We start from the raw sequence: 19,041 nt of genomic DNA on the forward strand, positions 1-19,041 counted from the left end.
ACCCAACAGACCATCGGTCAGGCCACCCAACAGATCACCGCCAAGCACGCCGTCGAGGAGACCGTCTTCGCCACCTAGCAGACCACCCAAAAGGCCATCGTCGCCACCAACAAGCCCACCAACGAGGCCGCCATCACCAAGAAGGCCGCCAACCAAACCGTCCTCACCGATCAGGCCATCGACAAGACCATTTTCCCCAAGCAGACCGCCAACAAGACTGTCCCCGCCCAGGAGGCCACCCACAAGGCCATCCTCCGCCAAAAGTCCGCCCACAAGGCCGTCTTCGGTCAACAGGCCGCCAACGAGACCATCTTCGGCCAAAAGACCGCCAACAATCCCATCGGAACCGAGAAGCCCATCCGTCAATCCCGTACTGCCGAGCAAGCCGCCAACGAGAGAGTTTTCTCCCAAAAGGCCCTCGGTGACGCTGCTCAACGGATCACCGGAGCCTGCCTCATCGCCGATGAGTCCAGTGCCGAGGAGCGAGCCGACAAGGCCATCCTCTCCGGCGACCGCGCCGAGCAAACCTTCGTTGCCCACCAAAGTTCCAAGCAACCCATCCGATCCGGTGACAGCCCCAAGGCCGCCTTCGTTGCCCGTCAAAGTACCAAGCAGACCATCATCGGCAAGAATGGAATCCAACACACCGCTTTCGACTTCAGGCTCCGGTGTCGGCTCTGGCTCAGGTTCAGGCTCCGGCTCGGGTGTCGGCTCAGGTTCAGGGGTCTCGTCAGACCCGGACTCCCCAGAAAGCACCGCCGCGCCAAGACCTGCAAGAGCCGCAAGGCCGGCACCGACCTCATCAAGCGTAAAAGCACTGCCGAGCCCCGCAGTCGCGGTTTCTTCCCCAAAAACGCCCTCAACACCACTGAACGTACCATCCGCCAAAATAAGGCGGTGCACGTCGCCATTCCCTGCTGCGGTGTAAAAATTGCTCACACGGATGCTGTCGCCATTGACCAGTTCAACAACCAGATCAGAGTTAGATTTCACATAACGGCTAATGCTTTCCCTGTTCACATTCACCTGAACATCAACAGCATCGCCCGCAACCAGTCCACTCATCGCCATCTTATAATTCCCTCTACCGCGCAGTACCCAACGGCTGCGAATAAAAATAAGGGGCTCACCCCCTTCTTTTGGTTATCAAATGTATGTATCAATATCAATACTTTGGTTCATTATTATCCTTTGGGCTATATGACGAGCCTCAAGCTTGCAAAAACACAACAGTTCGTGTGGAATCTGCTTTAAACTCGCTGAAATTATCGGCAAATTACCCCAACACGTTGCAGACGACCCCGTGCGATGACCAAACTCATGCGCGGGGCGCGCCCCTGAAATGAAAGAGACGTCCGGAATGGTTTCTAAGGCTGCTTTCACCCCTTCCGAGACCGCAGGCACGGCAATGCGTCCTATCATCAACACCATCGCTCGTTTGATTGCGACGGATCGCCGGCCCTCCATCTTGGCCAGTGAAAGCGGCAAGGTTCTCTTGGCCAATGCTGCCGCACAGCGCCTGCACCTCGATCAGGCAGGTATTCATGATGCGCTAGACTGGCCTGCCCTCTGTATCCAAGCCCAACGGGCGGGCAGCACCGCAGCCTCTCTGTCTTTGGGGTCCACTGAATTGGAGGGGGAGGTCGTACACGTGTCGCTTTGCGTTGGAGAAGGCTATCTTTTACGCCTGTCCGAAAACGACCACGAAGCGACCTGGCTGCGCAATCGGGCGCGGGCGGCCACTCTGATGAGAGTGGCGCATGACCTGCGCACCCCGATCCAATCGCTGCTCGCAACCGCAGATAACGTGCTCAATGAGACCGCCCACGAGACGGCAGCTGATAAAGCAGCGGCTCGCCAAGAGCTTCATCACTCGGCCGAACTGGCATTGGATCACATCAGCAATATTTTAGGCGTCATTCGCGGCGAACAAAGTGTCACTGGCCTTCAACCGGACGAAACGTTCAACATCACCGAAGAGCTGCGCACTCTGCTCATGATGATCGCTCCGATTGCGCGCAAACAAAACGTTGACCTCAAGCTGTGGCTTGATCCGCATGATGACATATGGGTGCATGGTCCAGTGCGTTTTGTCCGCGCCGCTTTCCAGAATATGATTGATAATTCAGTGAAATATGGCGGAGGCGCGGTTGAAATCGGTCTGTCCTGCCATCCGCTTCCCAGCCCAACCGACGAGACTGATCGCCTCATGATCACACTCACAGTTTCGGATTTGGGCGGCGGCCTCCCCCCAGAACAGAAAGCGCGCCTGTTCGAGGCGCTCGGCCAAACTGAGGCGCGCCAACCGACCGTAACAGCGGCCACTGCGAACGCGCGCCCTTCAGCGGGCATGAATGTTCTGGCACATGCTTTGCGCCAACTCGGGGGCAAAATTCATGTCTCCGACAGATATGCCGTCTCTGACTCGACGCAAGACACCGAGCATCGGCCAGTGATTGGCACGACGATGCACGCGACTGTCACACTACAAAAAAGCGAACAACCAAATCGGTTGCAGACCCCCGCGACATTGCAGCCTCTTTCAGACGCGCCGCTCGCGGGCATCTCGGTGATCCTAGTCGAAGACAGCCCCTCAAGCCGCGATTGGATTCGCCACATCCTTGAAAGTGCAGGTGCGCAAGTTTGGGCAACTGGCAACGGAGTTGAAGCGCTCTCCCTACTGGAACGACCTGAAATCGCGCACACACTGGATCTGATCCTGACCGACATGACCCTCCCGTATATGTCGGGGATCGAATTTGCGCAGCGCATCCGACAGCAAGGCCAAACCCATTGGAACGGTCCCATCGTCGCGCTGACCGCACATGTCGCTGATTCGATCCTGAACGCGTGTTCCAAAGTGGGCATTGCCCAGGTTCTTGAAAAGCCAATCCAACCGGCGGAATTACGCAACACGCTCCTGCGTATTCTGTCCACGCGATCAGATAGCGATGCCCCACAGCGAACAGCACCCGAAACAGCACCCGCGCCACAAGACGAGTCCCAAACGACAGACGGCCCTCTAAAGGCCCGCATCGTCGAGGATCTGCTTTCGCAACTGGGGCGGGCTGGAGCGATCTCCTTTATGCAACGCGCCCACAGCGAGGCGGTCAGCGTCCTCTCAAACCTGCAACAGGAGGGCGTCGGCCCCGATACGGGTCGGATGCTTCATGCCGCAACAGGGGCTTGCAGCCTCACGGGTCTAGGAGAGTTGGAATCATGCCTGCGCGCCATGGAATGCGCATTTGATGGCGGCGCGCCCCTTTCCCCCTGTGAGGAGCGTCTCAAAGTGGCCCTCACTCGAACAAAGGATGCCATCGACGCCTTAAACTGACCCCCCGTGCCTGTTAAGCGTGCGGTCTCTTCTAAACTTGCAGTTCAGCAGAGATTCAATATAGTACTTTAGATGTAATTTACTTGTTTTTTGTGCATGTTACGCTAATTGCCCGCACGTCACGGGGAACAAGGCAAGCGCCAAATCCGGTGAAAGTAACAAGAAGGGAGAAGCGCGCGATGGCAGCTCAATCCACAGAGTCGTCCAAAGCTACGGCAATTCGCGTTTTGATCGCGGATGATCATGCGATGGTCCTCGAAATGTTTGAACATTTTCTGTCAAATTTGCCGGAATTCGATGTCACAACGGCGCCCGATCTCAACGTGGCACTTTCGATCATGGAGAAGGAAGGTCCGTTTGATCTGGTTCTCGTTGACTTGAACATGCCCGGAATGGACGGTGTCTCGGGCCTGAGTAAAGTCCTTGAAAACAATGGCGGCCGGCCTGCAGCTCTGTTGACCAGCGCCCCAAGTGCACAGGTCATTTCGGAAATTTTGGAAAATGGCAGTGCAGGTGTGATCCTCAAGACCGCATCCCTGAAAGATCTCGCCAATGAAATCCGCTTTATGGCGGCAGGCGGTCGGTATATCCCTGTTGAACTGATTGATCACCAAAGACTAAAGGCACGCGACACTGCCAAATCGCCTCTCTCCGGTCGGGAAATGGAAGTGCTTTCGCTCCTGGCTGAAGGTCTCCCAAACCGCGAGATTGCAGAAGGCCTCTCTCTCGCCGAGGCCACAGTTAAAATGCATGTTAAATCAATCTGCACGAAACTGGGTGCCAACAACCGGACTCAGGCTGTGATTGTCGCCCGCGACATGAATATCATGTAAGCGAAAAAGCCCCGCGAAAGACCTCTCAGTTCAATGTCTCAAGCTTGCCCAGAATTGCCCGCTGACCACATTTAGCGGGCAAAATTTCGTGGCATAACCCAAAAGACGCCAAGACAGATTCGCCTTCCCACATTTCACTTTCAATCGCGATGATATGAATATGGGGTTGAAAGCGGCGAATCTGGGTACAGGCGTCTGCCGCGGCTTCTGGTGATCCAAAAAAATCCTCATCAACAATGAGAATATCCGGCGCTTTGCTGAGCTGAACCAGAATCTCAAGCGCACGATCACAGTCCTGCCCCGCCAAAAGCGACACGCGAAATTTTTGATCCGACCGACAGAATTCGTGAGGCAGATGATCCCAATCCAACAGCGCAAGAACACTCACCTTCTCAGGCCCTACAGTGTGGGTTACCGCAACGGCGCCTGATGTTTCAAAACTCTGTTGTAACATTTAAATCGCGCCTTTTCCGTTTCGCCCGGACGCTGCGAGCAACCGAACTGGCATCACGACATTGCGAATCGCGCCAAGGTGGGCCCGCAATCCGAAAAGAACGTCGAATACGATGTGGTGGCCTGATGTGTCGGTCGCCGCATACCTCATCTTGCGGGGCAGGAACGCGGGGTCAAAGACACGACGGTTCACACGTAAAAGGTCAATAACCTCTGAGTAGGCACTGTCAGCCTGTGCCATTTCATCATCGAGACGATGGAAGAGTCTGGTTTCGAGGCTTACATGTTTAGTGTTCGTCCGGGGCTTATAAGGATGGCCATGAGAACCGTTAAGAATGCTCATCTCTGCCATCTCATCGCACTCCCTGTTTTCACCACCGGCATATGCGGCAGCTGAAAGATACAAATTTTTGGCAAACACCGAACTTCCCATGTCTGCGCCGGATCACTGCACAAGCAGGGCCGATATACATACCTTAGTATGGAAAATATAAATAAAGCAATACTAAAGATTTTACATATGGCAATAAGGATAATTCAATACATACCCTTAAACCTCAGCCCATCAAAGACGCCATGTTTTCAGTAAGGGCACATGAGCTGAGGCGCCTGCCCTGAGACGCCTCAGCTCACTATATTCGTACTGCCATGTTGCGAATTCAGCACGCTGAGGAGAACGGGCTTTCGATGCTGGCATCCCGGTCTGTAGAAATTGTCACTGCATTCTCATGCAGCGCTGTGTTTCGACAAACAAAGCCTTCCTCAAAATGCTGTACTGAGACGGAGACCAAACACCTGTTCTTTGTCACCGTCTTGCTTGTCGATAGGCTTCGCCACAAAGAGCGAGACCGGCGCGCGTCCCACTTCAAATGCAAGCGAAAGACCGACTGAGCTACGTCGATGGAACCCATCATCAATCACACCACCAAGAGTGTCATCCAACGCCCAGGACGCGCCGGTGTCCAAGAAAACGCCACCAACCAATGGCACATTCACAACGTCCTCGAAATTGCCCTGAACTTCGATCGAAGAGACGGCGAATGTGTTTCCTCCAAGCGCGTCGCCATTATCATGCGGCCCAACCCCACGCGGCGCAAATCCGCGGAAACTGCCGCCCCCCGGAGCAAAGCGGTCTGTGACACGCGTTGCGTTATTTCCATCAAGACTGGACACCCTCCCGGCATCCAAAGAGACAAGCATCCGCCACATCTGACCAAGCGGCACATAAGAGCGGCTTTCAAACCTGAAATCCGACAGGCTGTCATCGGTGCCAAGGTTCCAAAAATACTGGTCTATTCCGACACTATATTCCCACGTGCCCCACCCGTTTTCTTCCTCCGACAAAGAGCTATGGTTCAGTGCAAAGCGTAAAAAGGGCGCCGAAATGCCCAGAGTTTGTTCGGAGACCAACAGAGCGCTCGCGTCATCGTCCACATCGAAAAGACGATAATCACGATACCCCACGCCCATTTCCAATCGGGTTTTCTGGCTCGGCATCCATGCAAGATAGGTTTCAAGCTGCTTCGTCTCTTTGGAATAAGAGCTGTCATCGAAAGACAATTCTTCCCAGCCCAGCTTCACCCCCAGATCAAAGTCACTCCCGAGGACATCGGTCCGATACAAGCGGCCACCTCCGCGCTTTACTTCCGGGTTATATTCCAACCTGACCGACCCATATGTGTCCGGCAAAAGATTATAGCGCTCAAAGAACAATCCGCCGATCAGCCCATCCTGAGAGGCATAGGACAGCGAGGCTTCGACACGGCCCGGCCGCGTGTTCACCTCTTTCACTGCGATTACCAGCGTTTCCCCGTTGGGGATCAGTTTCACAGTTTCGAACACCCCCGTCGACATGAGGCAATCCTCAATCGCGCGCAATTCAATCGTGAGATAAGGAACGCCTTCTACCGCGCCGCATGTCATTTGAATGTCGTGTTCTGGGATAAATTCAGCGCCTTGAACCTCAATCGTTTCAAAGGTTTGAACCCCTTGTGCCGACGCCCCCGAAATCAGTGAAAGACCCGCGCACGGTACGATACACCGACGCATAAAAGTCCCCGTACATCGGGTGACACTCCAAAAATACTGCGGCAGCATGGTCGTCTTTCTCTTCAAAATCTCGGTTATTTTGCGTTATGTATGGTCTTTAAGGATGCCCCCACATCCTCGCTGACCTAGCGCAGTCTCGCGCGCATCAGGGGCCGTGTCATGTAACTCAAAACGGACCGCTTGCCGCTTTCGATATCGACCTGCGCCACCATCCCCGGACGAATGGCAAACTGCTCGCCAAAACGCTCAAGATAGCTGACATCCGTGCGGATCATGACGCGGTAAAAATCCTGCGGACCCTGCGCCGTGTCCTCTTCAACCGTATCTTCGGAAATCTGGGTCACCGTGCCCCGCAAGTCCCCGTAGGTGGCAAAATCATATGCTGTGATTTTCACACTCGCAGGCATCCCCGGCGCAACAAAAGCAACATCTTGCGGTTTCACTTTTGTCTCGATCAAAAGTTGATCGTCCGTCGGAGTGATTTCCATAATCGGTTCGCCCGGCTGAACAACACCGCCAAGCGTGGTGATTTTGATATTGTTGACCCGGCCAGCCACAGGAGAGCGGATTTCCGTCCGTTGGAATTCGTCTTGTTTCTGGATCAATTCCTGTTGGAGAGTCGTCAGCTTCGCCCGCCGCGCAGCCAGGTCTTTGTAAGCGTCCTGCACATAGACATTTCGGACCTCATTGATCTTGCCATCCAGCTCCGCTTTTTGTTGGCGCAGTTGCAACAGATCAATCTGACTCACCGATCCCCCTGCGGCCAAAGGGCTTGTGATCTCGATCTGGCGTTCAATGGTGCCCCGCTCCTCCTCCAGCGACATCAGAGAGGCCTCCAACTTGGTGCGCCGCGCCTTAAACAAGCGCAATTCTCCGGCCTCCGCCTCGTTTGGTGTCGGCCCAAATTCAAGGTGCGGTTGCTCCATCACCTCGGCTTCCAACCGCATGGTTTCCGCCTTAAGCGCCGTGATCTCCGCTTGCGTTGCATTAAATGCCGTCTCCGACCGCGTCGGGTCCAAACGGGCAATCAATTGACCTTCCTGAACAATATCGCCTTCGCTCACATGCAGTTCAGCAAGAATCCCACCTTCCAGACTTTGAATGGATTGCAAACGACGCAACGGAACAACCCGCCCGTCACCGCGCGTGATTTCATTGATCTGCGCAATTGCGGCCCAACCGATAGCGATAAAGAGAGACAAAACGACGGTTTGAATGACCAAACGCGACCGTTTCAATGTCTGACGACGGTAGCTCCCGTCGATATGGCTTGTGGTGACCAAATCCGCGCTCGTCATTTGACGGCCTGAACAGGTTTTTGCTGAACCGAATTTGCACGGGCAGAGTTCAAGATTTGCAGCAAGTCCCCATCGCGGGCCACTCGCCCGTCACTTAGAACAATCGCGCGCTCCGTCAGCCCAAGCAATTCGCGCTTATGCGTCGAAATGATCGTTGTCCGCCCTTGGAGCCATTGTTTCAAATGCGCGATCACCTTTGCTTCGGTCACATGATCGAAGGCAGAGGTCGGTTCATCAAGCAGGACGACTTTCGGATCTTGCAACAGGACACGCGCCAAACCAATAGACTGGCGTTGTCCACCGGATACGTTCGCATTGCTTTGAATCCGAAGGTCGAGACCTTTGACGTGCTGGCGCACAAATTTCCCAAGTCCGACCGCATCGAGCGCCTCAAGCAATTCATCATCCGAATGAAGCCCATGGTCCAAAAGCAGGTTTTCCCTCAGGGTGCCCTGAAACAGCGCCACGCTTTGGGGCAGATATCCAATTTGGCGGCGCCGATCGATTGGATCAATTTGGCTAAGAGCAAGATTATCGACGAGAACGCTGCCCGCTTGCGGATCGGTCAACCCGGCCAAAAGCCGCAACATCGTTGATTTCCCCGCACCATTGCCACCAAGCAGCGAAATCCGCTCGCCTTGGGCGATTTTCAGCTCAGGGATCGCAAGAACGGGCGGTGCCTGCGGGTCATGGCGAAACACCACATCTTGCAGATGGTAATCCCCCGCCATTTCGGCGGCTCGCACAAAGTGACGATCCGAAGGGCGTTCGACCGAAAGCTTCATGATTTCGTTCAGACCTTCCAGAGCTGCGCGGACATGTTGCCACTTGGCCAAGAGTCCGGCCACCTGCCCCATCGGCGACATCGCGCGCGTGGACAAAAGCGTACAGGCAATCAGGCTCCCGACCGTCAATTCCCCGGCACTGATCAGATAAACACCGGCGATGACGACGCCTGCATAGGCAAGCCTTTGCACAGAGCTGACCAGTTGGCTCATCAATGTCGTCAAATTCCGCGTTTTGATGGCCGTCGTCGCCATTGCCGCGGTCAATTGTGCATGCGCACGTTGCAACCGGCCTTCGGCACGACAGGCCTTAACGGTTTCAAGATTGGAAATCGTCTCCAAAAGCAGACCGTTCAGTGCCGCAGCTTCACGCGTGTTTTCCCTTGAAGCCCGCGCAAGCTTTTTCTGCATCAGCAGGCCGGGCAACACGCTCAAAACGACACCGGCGAGGACAACCAAAGCCACATTGCCACCGATAAACCAGATCACGCCAAGGAAGATAAGCACGAAAGGCAGATCGCAAATCGCCGTGACCGTGCTTGAGGTGAAAAACTCTCGCACCACAGCAAAATCTCTAACCTGATTGGCAAAAACCCCCGTCGACGCAGGTTGGTTGGCCAACCGCATATTGGCGACTTTGTCAAAAAGCTGGGCCGACAGTCGCAGATCAAGGTCACGACCGGAGACATCGACAAGAGACGAGCGCATCAACCGCAGCACCAATTCGAGCACAATCGCGATGCCGACCCCACTCGACAGAATCCAAAGCGTATCGAACGCGTTGTTTGGGACAACGCGGTCATAGACCTGCATCGAAAAAAGCGCCGTAGCGACTGCGAGAATATTGGCCGCAAAGGAGGCGATCATCACATCGCGGTAGATCCACCAGTTCTCCCAAAGCGGGCCAAGCAACCAATGTTCACGCCCGGCCTTCTTGCCATCGAGGCGGTCCGAAACGATGTCGATCGGTTTGGAGATGAGGACCTTTCCGTCATGCAAACGGTCGAGTTCCTCGAAGGTCCAAATCGCTTTTCCGCCTCCGGATTCAGGCAGAACGACGGTCGCCCGCTGCTCCGTCAGAGTTTCGAGAATGAGTGTGCGGCCATCTTTCAAAAAGAGCAGCACCGGAAAGCTATGATCCGGCAAGGCGCGCAGCGGCTCACGGCTAATCCGGCAACTCATATTGGCACGCCGCAGGGCCAGCGGTGCCAGATCTGGCGTCAACAGCGCGCCAACATCGCGCGGCAACCCTGTGGTCAACTGCGTGACAGAGGTCGAAACGCCTTGCAAACGGCACAGTTCCAAAAGTCCGAGAACAAGAGGATCGTGAGACACGGTATCTTTCATTTCAGTACCTCTTTCCATCTCGCATCATTGCACCGTCGCTCCAGCCAAAAGCATGGTGCCCAAGACACCAAGGTCTTTGGCAGCTTCATATTCAGTGCGTTTACGCTCATCGTAAGTGTCGATCTTGTCAATCTGTGCGTCGTAGAGATCTCGCCCGGTGGTCAAAAGGTCGAGAATTTCCCGCTGACCGGCAACGAATTGCTTTTCATAGGTCTGCAAGACCTTTCTGGCTTCGACAAGCTGAACATCCCTGGATTGTTCACTGCGACGCAACAGGCTTAGACGTTCAAGTGCGCTACTTGCGATGTTCATGAGCTGCCGCTCTTGCCCTTGAAGCGAGGCTTTTGCCCCCTCTACGGCCAACTGTGCAGATTGTATTTTGCGTTGACCGAACCCTCGCGAATTCAGATCCACGCCGGCAGATATCCCAATTGCCGTCTGTGTATCGCCGCCGTTGAGGTCCATGCGTCCCTGTGCCTGAAGGTTGATCGTTGGGAAACGTTGCGCCTTCGCGACCTGCACCCCGGCTTCGGCTTCGGCAACGGCGGCGCGAGCCGCGATGTAACCGGGCGCAATCCGGATCGCTGCGCTGATCTTATCTCGTGAACCATAATGCTCCGAAAACAGCAGAGGCGGCGGAAGTTGGACCGCGTCCACCTTTTGGCCAATCAAAAACTCAAGCTGCGCCATGGCAATCTGACGGTTTGCCATCAGCTGGGACATCTGCTCATCGGCACGCGAAATTTCCAACCGCGCCCGCGCCACTTCACTGTTGTCGCTCACCCCTGCCGCCGCTCGGTCCTGCGTTTGACCGGCCAGACGACGCGCAAACGTCATGTATTCTTTTGTATAAGAAATTTTGCGATCCATCACCTCAACATCAAGGAAGAATCCCGCAATCTCAAAGGTGAGGTCTTCGACCGCCATCTTCAAATCCGAAACGGCTTGCACCCGGACTTGGGACGCCTCGGCAATCTGGCTGCGTGTGCGGCCCCAATCAAACAGGACTTGCGTCACGCTCAACGTGACACCGGGCCCGTCACTGTCCGTCGTGCTGCTGTCTCCTGACAGGCTGATCGAGGGGAAATAGGCATCTCTGGCGGCTTGAATATCGACATTTTTGGCCGCCACTTTCTGGCGCAGCGCTTCGACACTTGGATCACTTGCCGTGGCGATCAGGACGGCTTCCTGAAGCGACATTTGTGCATGTGCGGGGGTCGACAGGGCAAAAATAAGCGGTGAAAGCCATAGCACCGCTTTCAGAGAACGTTCGAAAAATGCGCCGATTTTCCTGATGTGGACTGGCATTACAGCAACTCCCCAACATCCAGACCAGCAAGCAAACCTTGCCCCTCTGATATGATCATATCGAAGGAGTGTGTTGTGGCACCCTCTGAGGAGGTCGAAAAAATACCTTCACTCTCAGTCACTTCTACAGCTTGTAGGTCAGCTTGATCAGGCGCTGCCAAATCGACGCCCTCCCCATGAGGGGTCTCCTCCTCTTGGGTCATGGCAAAAAGCAAGCCTGCGGCCCCGATGCCGTAGCCCGTGATGACAAAGGGATCAAGCGCACCGCCATTCTCATGGGAAAGCTCCACGCCACCCTCGCCGGCGTCATCAGCCGGTACATTGTGCGCCACCGCAACAGCCGGGTCATCAAAGGCCATGTCGGCTTCAGGCACCATCAGACCGGTCACAACCGGAACACCCGTTTCATCGGCAAACAGGCTGTATGTACCATCAGGCCCTATCACAAAGAAATCTTCGACCAGGATCTCGGAGCCATCGGCCAAGGTCACATGCAAATCTGCGCCAAGTTTTTCAAATCCCGCGATCTCCGCCTGATCTTGCATCAACGTCAAACGACCCGGCAACGTCAGCGCAAGGCGCGACGTCGTCATTGGCGCAACTCTGCCATCGCTGGCCTGAAAGAGGACAGATACGGTCATTCCTGTGAACTCAAGCTGTGAGTGGGAAAAACATGCCCAAACCTAACATCGTGAAAGCATGGCCATAGAATCACGTCAATCATTTCAAATATCTTAAGGAGCCATTTGCTTCCAAAAAGAACTTCAGGCACCCCATCCCCCCTATCAAACTCCACCATAATGATTTCACCATGTCCTTTTGATTAAGGCAACCGCCAACAGTTACCCATAAGGACTACATGAAAGAAACCGCCCAATAAAAGGCATATGGCAGAATATTCATTTATTCAAAATGAATATCAAGGCAAAGGATGTAATTATGTGACTAGATCACACTTAAACCTGATCATCTTGATCGAAGGAAAGTCCATCAAGCAGAGACGTATCAGACTGAACAATATCCGCAATGCCCGCAAAAATGCCATCCGAATCGCCAAGAATCCCACCGACCTCGGCAACACCGCTCAACAGATCCTGACCTGCGCCCTCAAGCAGAACATCAAATGCGTCACCGCCAGCCAGAATATCACTACTGGGGGGCCCAAGAATTTCGCTCAAAAGGGAGTCAACATCGTCGCTCGCAACGGCAGAGGCCACGCCACTGAGCAAGCCCTGCTCCACAAAAGAACCCGTCAGGCTATCTTCGCTCGCAAGGCCCGCAAACAAATCATCAAAGCCTCCGACATCCCCCTGTGCAACATCGAAACCCAACACATCGGTATCGCCGAGCAGATTCGACATTAAGTCATCAACAGTCCCAGACGACAGACCTTCAATAAGCTCTGACACCGTATCGGATGCCTCACCCAAGGGAGCATCGAAATCTATCAGAGACTCGATATATCCTTCATCAGGCACTGTGGAGGACTCGTCCAGAGTCTCGGCGTTCGCACCACCAAGACCGAGCACCCCCCCAAGAAGACCATCGCTCCCCAACACATCCCCCAGGATGCCATCAGACCCGACAAGATCACCGACCACAGGGATGTCGCCGACGATTTCATCGACAAGACCGCCATCGCCAAGCAGGTCGTCCACAACGCCAGAAACAATGCCATCCTCGCCAAGCAGGTCGTCAACCACGCCCGTTCCAAGGATTGGGTCAAGCACACCATCCAAAAGACCGCCATCCCCGAGCAGCGGATCAAGGAGGTCGCCCAAAAGCCCATCCTCTCCAATCAAATCGGACAGGAGGCCGTCTTCGCCCAGAATGATTTCGACCACGCCATCCAAAAGACCGTCTTCGCCCAGAAGCCCTTCAAGAACCTCCAAGTCCAGGATGCCGCCTTCCCCGATCAACCCGTCAAGCAGATCGTCAAGCAGCCCCTCATCCCCAAGAAGCCCATCCAGCAACCCACCTTCACCAAACAGGGCATCGAGGAGGTCGTCGACAAGGCCATCCTCCCCCAACACGGGATCAAGAACAGACCCGACCAAACCCTCTGTGTCAGACCCAATAAAATCAATAGTTTGAGAGGGACCCTCTTCATCCGAAAGGCGCGTGCCATCTCCTTCGGCGTCGTCCTGAGACAACATTTCGGTCATCGCCTCCGCAGCGGCACCCGCATTGGCCACGCCTGACGTTCGGCCCGATGCGGCCACGGCACCAGAAGGGAAAAGCTCTGGCTCCACACCCACGCTTTCAGCCGTCTCATCGACTGTAAGCGCAGCCGGTGCCTCTGTGGCTACATTCTCCGCAGCCACATCATCCCCGTTCACATCATCAGGTGTCACGGGCGCTTGCGTCGGGTCAAAATCATCGTCGGTAGGTTCGACATCCATATCTTCTGTCGAAGAAGCCCACAGGCTGTTGGCAACACCGCTTTGCATCGCCAGCCCCATGCCAATCGCACTGGCGGCAACGCCGCTCAGGCCAGACTTGGAGCTTAGGCGATCCGGTGCAGCCGCACTCATGGAAAGAGGCAAAACATTTGCCAATTCCTGACGCTCTACCGTTTCATTTTGACTTTTTTTCGCCGACACGTTCGCCGCACTCCAATTTAACAAAACTCTTCAGCGCGAATACTAGCAAAAAACCCACCCACCGCGCGGCTACCTTATCTACTTCTGCTCATAAAAGCAATTCTGTCGCGTCCATATCGGCGCAGATTCGCCTCTTGATTAGTCCGATTTACCTATTCATACCCTTAAGATATCAAATAGACAATATTTAGTATATATACCATATACTGGCGACAGTATAACGATAACTTTTTCAGGCTTCGCCACATGTTAGCGGGCCATCACCTCCCAACGTATAAGGTTAGCGCCCCAAATAGGGTTGAAAATGACATAGATCAAATGGCTCGGATGGAAATAACGTTTTTCATTTTAATCACTTTATGACCCAACGTCCCAAGTGCCTCCATAACTTGCCGATATGAGCCCCGTCTCCAAATTTTACAAACTGACGGCAATATCTGTTCACACTTGGCGCGTCGTTCACCGCATCCTCAGGCTGGCAATGGCGCCGTAAACATGCGTGTTGCTCGAACCGCCCGTTGCCATGCGCTATACTTGGCGTCTCGATCACCCGCCGTCATGGTTGGCACAAACTGCCGGTCGCAAAACCACATTTCGGCAAAGCCTGTCTGATCCGGATATAGGCCTGCGCGGCTGCCCGCGAGCCACGCAGCACCCATGGCGGTGGTTTCTTGGCACGCGGGGCGATCAACGGGCATACCGATGATGTCGGATAAGAATTGCATGGTCCAATCCGATGCGCTCATGCCGCCGTCAACCCGCAGGATCGCATCGCCTTCGGGCGCGCGCCAATCGCGGTGCATGGCTTCTAAGAGATCACGGGTCTGATAGCCGACGGATTGCAACGCCGCACGGGCGAACTCGGCAGGCCCAGAGTTGCGCGACAGGCCAAAAATTGCTCCGCGCGCCTCGGCATCCCAATAGGGCGCTCCAAGTCCGGTGAACGCAGGCACCATGATCACGGGCTGCTCCTCGTCGGCAACTTCGGCCAAGGGTTGGGTTTCTGTTGCATCCCGGATCATTTTCAACCCGTCCCGCAGCCATTGAACCGAAGCCCCGGCGATAAAAATCGAACCTTCGAGTGCGTAGGTGGGTTTGCCGTCCAGTTGATAGGCGATGGTGGTCAATAAACGGTTTTGCGAGGTGACGGGCGTGTCGCCGGTGTTCATCAGAGCAAAACAACCAGTGCCATAAGTGGATTTCAACATGCCGGGCCGAAAGCAGGCCTGACCAATTGTGGCCGCCTGTTGGTCGCCTGCGACACCCAGAATCGGAAGGGGATGCCCGAACAGGTCGGAGCGCGTCATGCCAAAATCGGCGGCGCAATCGCGGACCTCGGGCAGCATATCCATGGGAATGTCCAAGAGATCACAAATCGTCTTACTCCAACGCCCTTTGCGAATATCATACAACAGGGTCCGGGCCGCATTTGTGGCATCGGTGGCATGCACTTTGCCGCCCGTCAGTTTCCAGATCAGGTAGCTGTCAACGGTGCCAAACAAAAGATCCCCGGCTTTGGCCGCAGCGCGCGCGCCCTCGACCGTGTCGAGCAACCATTTGACTTTCGTGCCGGAAAAATACGGATCAATCAGCAATCCGGTACGGTCGGTGAACATCTGTTCATGACCTTCTGCGCGCAAGCTCTCACAGATTGCGGCGGTGCGCCGGTCTTGCCAGACAATGGCATTATGGATGGGCTGACCCGTTTTACGGTTCCACACCACAGTGGTTTCGCGTTGGTTGGTGATCCCGATGGCGGCAATGTCGCGTGTGTCTATATTGGCTTTTTCAATGACCGCACGACAGGTGCCTGCGGTCGTGGCCCAGAGGTCCGACACATCATGTTCGACCCAACCGGATTGTGGAAAATACTGCGGGAATTCTTCTTGGGCAACAGCCGCTGTTTGCAACTGGGCGTCAAACAAGATCGCCCGACTGGAGGTCGTGCCCTGATCAATGGCAAGAATATATGTCATGAGGGTCCTCCCCGTTCAGGCAAAACGGCCGGGCTTAAGCAGCCGGGCACAAAAACGGGGCGCAGCAGATCTGCCGCGCCCCGGCAAGGGTCACAAACTTATTGCTTCCAGGAGGAAACAAGTTCGTCATAGCCGATGGTCATCGGGGTTTCGTCCTCGTTGTCCAGCTTGGGCTTCGGTGCGCCCGGCTGTTCCAACCAATAGCTATCGTCCTCTTTGTCGTTGAGAACCGGACCAAGATCGCCTTGGATTCCAGCGCGTTCCAGACGTGCCATCACGCTTTCCATGTCACCACAGAGCTGATCAAGCGCCTCTTTCGAGGTTTTCGCACCGGACATGGCGTCGCCGATGTTCTGCCACCACAGCTGTGCAAGTTTCGGATAGTCGGGCACGTTTGTACCCGTAGGCGACCAACGGACACGGTCCGGCGAGCGATAAAATTCGACCAGGCCCCCAAGTTTGTCCGCGCGATCTGTGAAGTGGTCGGAATTGATGGTGGACTCGCGAATAAACGTGAGGCCGACATCGGATTTCTTCACATCGACAGTCATAGAGGTGACGAACTGTGCGTAAAGCCACGCAGCTTGGGCCCGATCCACCGGAGTGGATTTCATCAAGGTCCAGCTGCCCACGTCCTGATAGCCAACTTTCATGCCCTCTTCCCAATACACGCCATGCGGGCTTGGGGCGAGGCGCCACTTTGGTGTGCCGTCTTCGTTCATCACCGCATCCGAGGCGACCAGAGGTGCAACAAAGGTGGTGTACATGAACATCTGTTGCGCGATATTGCCCTGCGCCGGAACAGGACCCGCCTCAGAGAAGGTCATGCCCGCCGCTGAGGGAGGGGCGTAGTCTTGCAGCCACTTGATCGCCTTGTCGATGGCATAGACAGCCGCAGGGGAGTTCGTTGCCCCACCACGATCGACACAGGCCCCAACGGGTTGCGATTTCTCATTCACACGGATGCCCCATTCGTCGACCGGAAGCCCGTTCGGTTCACCCTTGTCGCCCATCCCGGCCATGGACATCCACGCGTCGGTGTAGCGCCAGCCGAGGCTCGGGTCTTTTTTGCCGTAATCCATGTTGCCATAGACTTCGACGCCATCAATGGTGCGCCCGGTAAAGAATTCGGCAATGTCTTCATAGGCTGACCAGTTCACAGGCACACCGAGATCATAACCATAGGCTTCTTTAAAGGCCGCTTTGATGTCAGGATCATTGAACCAGTCATAGCGGAACCAATAGAGGTTCGCGAACTGTTGGGTCGGGAGCTGATACAGATCCCCATCGGGGGCGGTGGTGAACTGTGTGCCGATAAAATCGGCGAGGTTCAGCGTCGGCGAGGTCACATCCTTGCCCTCATTCGCCATCCAGTCGGTCAGGTTGCGCACCTGTTGATAGCGCCAGTGGGTGCCGATCAGATCAGAGTCGTTGACATAAGCGTCATAGATGTTTTCGCCGGACTGCATTTGGGTTTGCAGTTTTTCGACCACATCACCTTCGCCGATCAGGTCATGCGTGACGTTGATCCCCGTGATGGCTGTGAACGCAGGGGCAAGCACTTGGGATTCGTATTCATGGGTGGTGATGGTCTCGGAGACCACGTTGATCGACATGCCCTGAAACGGTTGAGCGGCATCAATGAACCACTGCATTTCTGCTTCTTGGTCGGCACGGGACAGGGTCGACAGGCCCGCGATCTCGTTGTCCAGAAAGTCAGTCGCAGCGGCCATATCGGCCCAAGCGGGTTGGGTGAGCGCAAGCGCCAATCCCAGAGCCGTTGATGATTTCAGTAAGACGTTCATGTAGGTTTCCTCCCTTTGATTGAACGTAGGCGTAAAGCCGGCCTGAACCTCTTCCATTTTCAGGCCGGAGTTTGTCAGCACCTACACCCAGCGAAACACCGCTGCGGCATAGACCAGACAGGCAATCAAGGCGTAAGCTTGTGGGCCAACGCCCAAACCAAGCCACGCAAGATTGACAAACGCGGACCCCAAGAGCGTGATGAACAACCGATCCCCCCGCGTGGTTTCGATCTGTAGAATACCCTTGCGGGGCATCTCGGGGAATTTGATCGCCAGCACCGTAAACGTGGCCAAAAGCGCGGCGATGATGAGAAAAAATGTGGCGGTGGGCCATGTCCAGGCCATCCAGTCAAGCATAGCGAACTCCTTTCAAGCGACGCATCCTTTACACCCGCCCCAGGGCAAAGCCCTTGGCGATGTAGTTGCGCACGAAATAGATGACCAAAGCACCGGGGACGATGGTCAGAACACCCGCGGCGGCCAGTACGCCCCAGTCGACACCTGCGGCCCCGACGGTGCGGGTCATGGTGGCGGCGATGGGTTTGGCCTCCACAGAGGTCAAAGTGCGGCTCAGCAACAACTCGACCCAAGAGAACATGAAGCAAAAGAACGCCGCGACGCCGATGCCGCTTGCGATGAGGGGCGTGAAGATTTTCACGAAAAACGCCGGGAAGGAATAGCCATCAATATAGGCGGTCTCATCGATCTCCTTGGGCACACCCCGCATGAATCCTTCTAAAATCCAGACCGCGAGCGGCACATTGAACAGGCAATGCGCCAGAGCCACCGCGATATGCGTGTCAAACAGGCCGATGCTGGAATAAAGTTGAAAGAACGGCAGGGCAAACACGGCAGGCGGTGCCATGCGGTTGGTCAAAAGCCAAAAGAACAGATGTTTATCGCCCATGAAGCTGTAGCGGCTGAACGCATAGGCAGCCGGTAGCGCGACGGCGAGGCTGATGGTTGTGTTCATCACCACATAGATCAGGGAGTTGACATAGCCCATGTACCAACTCGGGTCGGTGAGGATGGTCGCATAGTTTGCGAAGGTCAAATTGCGCGGCCACAGGCTAAAGGCACCAAGGATTTCAGAGTTGGTCTTGAGGCTCATATTGAGCAGCCAATAGATCGGCAGCATCAAGAACAGCAGGTACAGACCCATCACCACGGCCCCGCCAGAGGGGCGCATCCGCTTGGACGGGGTGCGCGGTTTTTCAATTTTCATCTTGCCCGTCCGGCTGACGATTTCT

General features: G+C 55.2%; 15 protein-coding genes. 2 read left to right on the plus strand and 13 right to left on the minus strand.

Going from position 1 to position 19,041, the window contains the following annotated elements:
• Positions 1 to 1,071, minus strand: a 1,071-nt coding sequence (locus B30_RS22210) for a BapA prefix-like domain-containing protein (protein ID WP_009573155.1), incomplete at its 3' end; no start/stop codon positions are given.
• A gap of 289 nt (positions 1,072 to 1,360) precedes the next feature.
• Between B30_RS22210 and B30_RS15880 the strand changes: the two genes are divergently transcribed.
• Entirely contained in the window at positions 1,361 to 3,334 is a 1,974-nt protein-coding gene (locus B30_RS15880) for a hybrid sensor histidine kinase/response regulator (RefSeq protein WP_009573156.1), read from the plus strand.
• A 92-nt stretch (positions 3,335 to 3,426) separates the two neighbouring features.
• Positions 3,427 to 4,167: a response regulator transcription factor gene (locus tag B30_RS15885; RefSeq protein ID WP_226946241.1), complete on the plus strand. Its 741-nt coding sequence runs from the start codon at positions 3,427 to 3,429 to the stop codon at positions 4,165 to 4,167.
• A gap of 25 nt (positions 4,168 to 4,192) precedes the next feature.
• On the opposite strand, the gene B30_RS15890 is transcribed toward B30_RS15885, so the two are convergent.
• The 12 genes from B30_RS15890 to B30_RS15945 form a co-directional block, all read right to left on the minus strand.
• On the minus strand, positions 4,193 to 4,555 hold the full coding sequence (locus B30_RS15890) for a hypothetical protein (protein WP_157789823.1): 363 nt from the start codon (positions 4,553 to 4,555) through the stop codon (positions 4,193 to 4,195).
• A 66-nt stretch (positions 4,556 to 4,621) separates the two neighbouring features.
• The gene (locus B30_RS15895) at positions 4,622 to 5,053 is read right to left on the minus strand and encodes a hypothetical protein (RefSeq protein WP_157789824.1); all 432 of its coding nucleotides are present in this window, start codon (positions 5,051 to 5,053) and stop codon (positions 4,622 to 4,624) included.
• Positions 5,054 to 5,382: 329 nt separating this feature from the next.
• Entirely contained in the window at positions 5,383 to 6,474 is a 1,092-nt protein-coding gene (locus B30_RS15900; RefSeq protein ID WP_157789825.1) for a BamA/TamA family outer membrane protein, read from the minus strand.
• A 320-nt stretch (positions 6,475 to 6,794) separates the two neighbouring features.
• Complete coding sequence (locus B30_RS15905) at positions 6,795 to 7,967, minus strand: HlyD family type I secretion periplasmic adaptor subunit (protein WP_009573161.1); 1,173 nt, start codon at positions 7,965 to 7,967, stop codon at positions 6,795 to 6,797.
• A complete protein-coding gene (locus tag B30_RS15910; protein ID WP_009573162.1) occupies positions 7,964 to 10,099 on the minus strand; it encodes a type I secretion system permease/ATPase in 2,136 nt (711 codons plus the stop codon). Before B30_RS15910 ends, B30_RS15905 begins: the two co-directional genes overlap by 4 nt.
• 24 nt (positions 10,100 to 10,123) lie before the next feature.
• Entirely contained in the window at positions 10,124 to 11,407 is a 1,284-nt protein-coding gene (locus tag B30_RS15915) for a TolC family protein (protein ID WP_009573163.1), read from the minus strand.
• Positions 11,407 to 12,048, minus strand: coding sequence for a hypothetical protein (locus tag B30_RS21515; RefSeq protein ID WP_051130644.1), 642 nt, complete (start codon positions 12,046 to 12,048; stop codon positions 11,407 to 11,409). The genes B30_RS15915 and B30_RS21515 overlap by 1 nt, the downstream gene beginning before the upstream one ends.
• A gap of 315 nt (positions 12,049 to 12,363) precedes the next feature.
• Complete coding sequence (locus B30_RS15925) at positions 12,364 to 13,941, minus strand: hypothetical protein (protein ID WP_157789826.1); 1,578 nt, start codon at positions 13,939 to 13,941, stop codon at positions 12,364 to 12,366.
• Between the two features lie 539 nt (positions 13,942 to 14,480).
• The gene (gene glpK / locus B30_RS15930) at positions 14,481 to 15,986 is read right to left on the minus strand and encodes a glycerol kinase GlpK (protein ID WP_009573166.1); all 1,506 of its coding nucleotides are present in this window, start codon (positions 15,984 to 15,986) and stop codon (positions 14,481 to 14,483) included.
• 98 nt (positions 15,987 to 16,084) lie between these two features.
• Positions 16,085 to 17,791 (minus strand): ABC transporter substrate-binding protein, encoded by a 1,707-nt coding sequence (locus B30_RS15935; protein ID WP_009573167.1) that lies wholly within the window; start codon positions 17,789 to 17,791, stop codon positions 16,085 to 16,087.
• 81 nt (positions 17,792 to 17,872) lie between these two features.
• Positions 17,873 to 18,148: a DUF2160 domain-containing protein gene (locus B30_RS15940; protein WP_009573168.1), complete on the minus strand. Its 276-nt coding sequence runs from the start codon at positions 18,146 to 18,148 to the stop codon at positions 17,873 to 17,875.
• Between the two features lie 28 nt (positions 18,149 to 18,176).
• On the minus strand, positions 18,177 to 19,016 hold the full coding sequence (locus tag B30_RS15945) for a carbohydrate ABC transporter permease (protein WP_051130648.1): 840 nt from the start codon (positions 19,014 to 19,016) through the stop codon (positions 18,177 to 18,179).
• Positions 19,017 to 19,041 lie beyond the last annotated feature (25 nt).

Source organism: Celeribacter baekdonensis B30 (genome assembly GCF_000299875.1).
Classification (GTDB): Bacteria; Pseudomonadota; Alphaproteobacteria; order Rhodobacterales; family Rhodobacteraceae; genus Celeribacter; species Celeribacter baekdonensis_A.

What these genes read in the sequence shown, in the direction of transcription:
- B30_RS15880 (WP_009573156.1), top strand. Translation starts at nt 1,361, where the DNA reads ATGGTTTCTAAGGCTGCTTTCACCCCTTCCGAGACCGCAGGCACGGCA.
- B30_RS15895 (WP_157789824.1), bottom strand. Translation starts at nt 5,053, where the DNA reads ATGGGAAGTTCGGTGTTTGCCAAAAATTTGTATCTTTCAGCTGCCGCA.
- B30_RS15900 (WP_157789825.1), bottom strand. Translation starts at nt 6,474, where the DNA reads ATGTCGACGGGGGTGTTCGAAACTGTGAAACTGATCCCCAACGGGGAA.
- B30_RS15905 (WP_009573161.1), bottom strand. Translation starts at nt 7,967, where the DNA reads ATGACGAGCGCGGATTTGGTCACCACAAGCCATATCGACGGGAGCTAC.
- B30_RS15910 (WP_009573162.1), bottom strand. Translation starts at nt 10,099, where the DNA reads ATGAAAGATACCGTGTCTCACGATCCTCTTGTTCTCGGACTTTTGGAA.
- B30_RS15915 (WP_009573163.1), bottom strand. Translation starts at nt 11,407, where the DNA reads ATGCCAGTCCACATCAGGAAAATCGGCGCATTTTTCGAACGTTCTCTG.
- B30_RS21515 (WP_051130644.1), bottom strand. Translation starts at nt 12,048, where the DNA reads ATGACCGTATCTGTCCTCTTTCAGGCCAGCGATGGCAGAGTTGCGCCA.
- B30_RS15925 (WP_157789826.1), bottom strand. Translation starts at nt 13,941, where the DNA reads ATGAGTGCGGCTGCACCGGATCGCCTAAGCTCCAAGTCTGGCCTGAGC.
- glpK (WP_009573166.1), bottom strand. Translation starts at nt 15,986, where the DNA reads ATGACATATATTCTTGCCATTGATCAGGGCACGACCTCCAGTCGGGCG.
- B30_RS15935 (WP_009573167.1), bottom strand. Translation starts at nt 17,791, where the DNA reads ATGAACGTCTTACTGAAATCATCAACGGCTCTGGGATTGGCGCTTGCG.
- B30_RS15940 (WP_009573168.1), bottom strand. Translation starts at nt 18,148, where the DNA reads ATGCTTGACTGGATGGCCTGGACATGGCCCACCGCCACATTTTTTCTC.
- B30_RS15945 (WP_051130648.1), bottom strand. Translation starts at nt 19,016, where the DNA reads ATGAAAATTGAAAAACCGCGCACCCCGTCCAAGCGGATGCGCCCCTCT.